Annotated in this window: 2 protein-coding genes; both read right to left on the bottom strand. The window is 76.1% G+C overall.

The features are described 5' to 3' along the window. Positions 1–270 (bottom strand): SIS domain-containing protein (locus E1193_RS31525; RefSeq protein WP_132186753.1); only part of this gene is annotated, 270 nt, incomplete at its 3' end. Continuing rightward, the coding region (locus E1193_RS31520) for a glycosyltransferase (protein WP_132186752.1) at positions 270–658 on the bottom strand (389 nt) is incomplete at its 5' end. The genes E1193_RS31525 and E1193_RS31520, both read right to left, overlap by 1 nt.

The raw sequence follows: 658 nt of genomic DNA, 5'->3' as shown, positions 1-658 counted from the left end.
CGCGGTCACCGCCGAGGTCTCGGCGTGCAGGGCGATCGCCGACAGGGGCTGCCGGTCGTCGCGGAGCTTGCCGACCAGTTCGGCGGTGAGGTGCTGGGCCTCGGCGGCGCTGCCGCCGTTGCCCGCGGCCATCAGCCGGCCACCGCCGGCCAGGGCCCAGGCCAGCTCGGCGCCCCAACCGGCGAGCCGTTCGGCGACCTGCCGGTACGGCAGCAGCGCGGCGGCCAGCCCGGACAGGTGCTGGTCGAGGGGGGACAGCCCGGCACCCATCACGCCACCGCCGGGGTGGCCCGGCCGACGGCGGCGACCGTGGCGTAGACGGCGCTGAGCTGTTCGGCGCAGCGCTTCCACGAGTACCGGCTGTGAATCCGGTCCAGCGCCGCTATGGCGTACGCGAACCGGCGCACCTTGTCGGCGAGCAGCCGGTGCAGCGCGGTGCCGAGGGCGCGGGAGTCGCGCGGCGGGACCAGGTCGCCGGTGAGTCCGTCCACCACCGTGTCGGCGATGCCGCCCACGTTCGTGCCGATCACCGGCACGCCGCAGGCCATCGCCTCCAGCGGGGTGAGCCCGAACGGCTCGTACCAGGGGGCGGCCACCAACACGTCCGCCGAGCGGTACCAGCGGCCCATCTCCTCCCGGGGCACCGCGCCGACCAGCC

Origin of the sequence: Micromonospora sp. KC606 (assembly GCF_004348675.1) — a bacterium.
Lineage (GTDB): Bacteria > Actinomycetota > Actinomycetes > Mycobacteriales > Micromonosporaceae > Micromonospora.
Note: the sequence above shows the minus strand (reverse complement) of the source record. Positions and strands in the feature narration are given on the sequence as shown.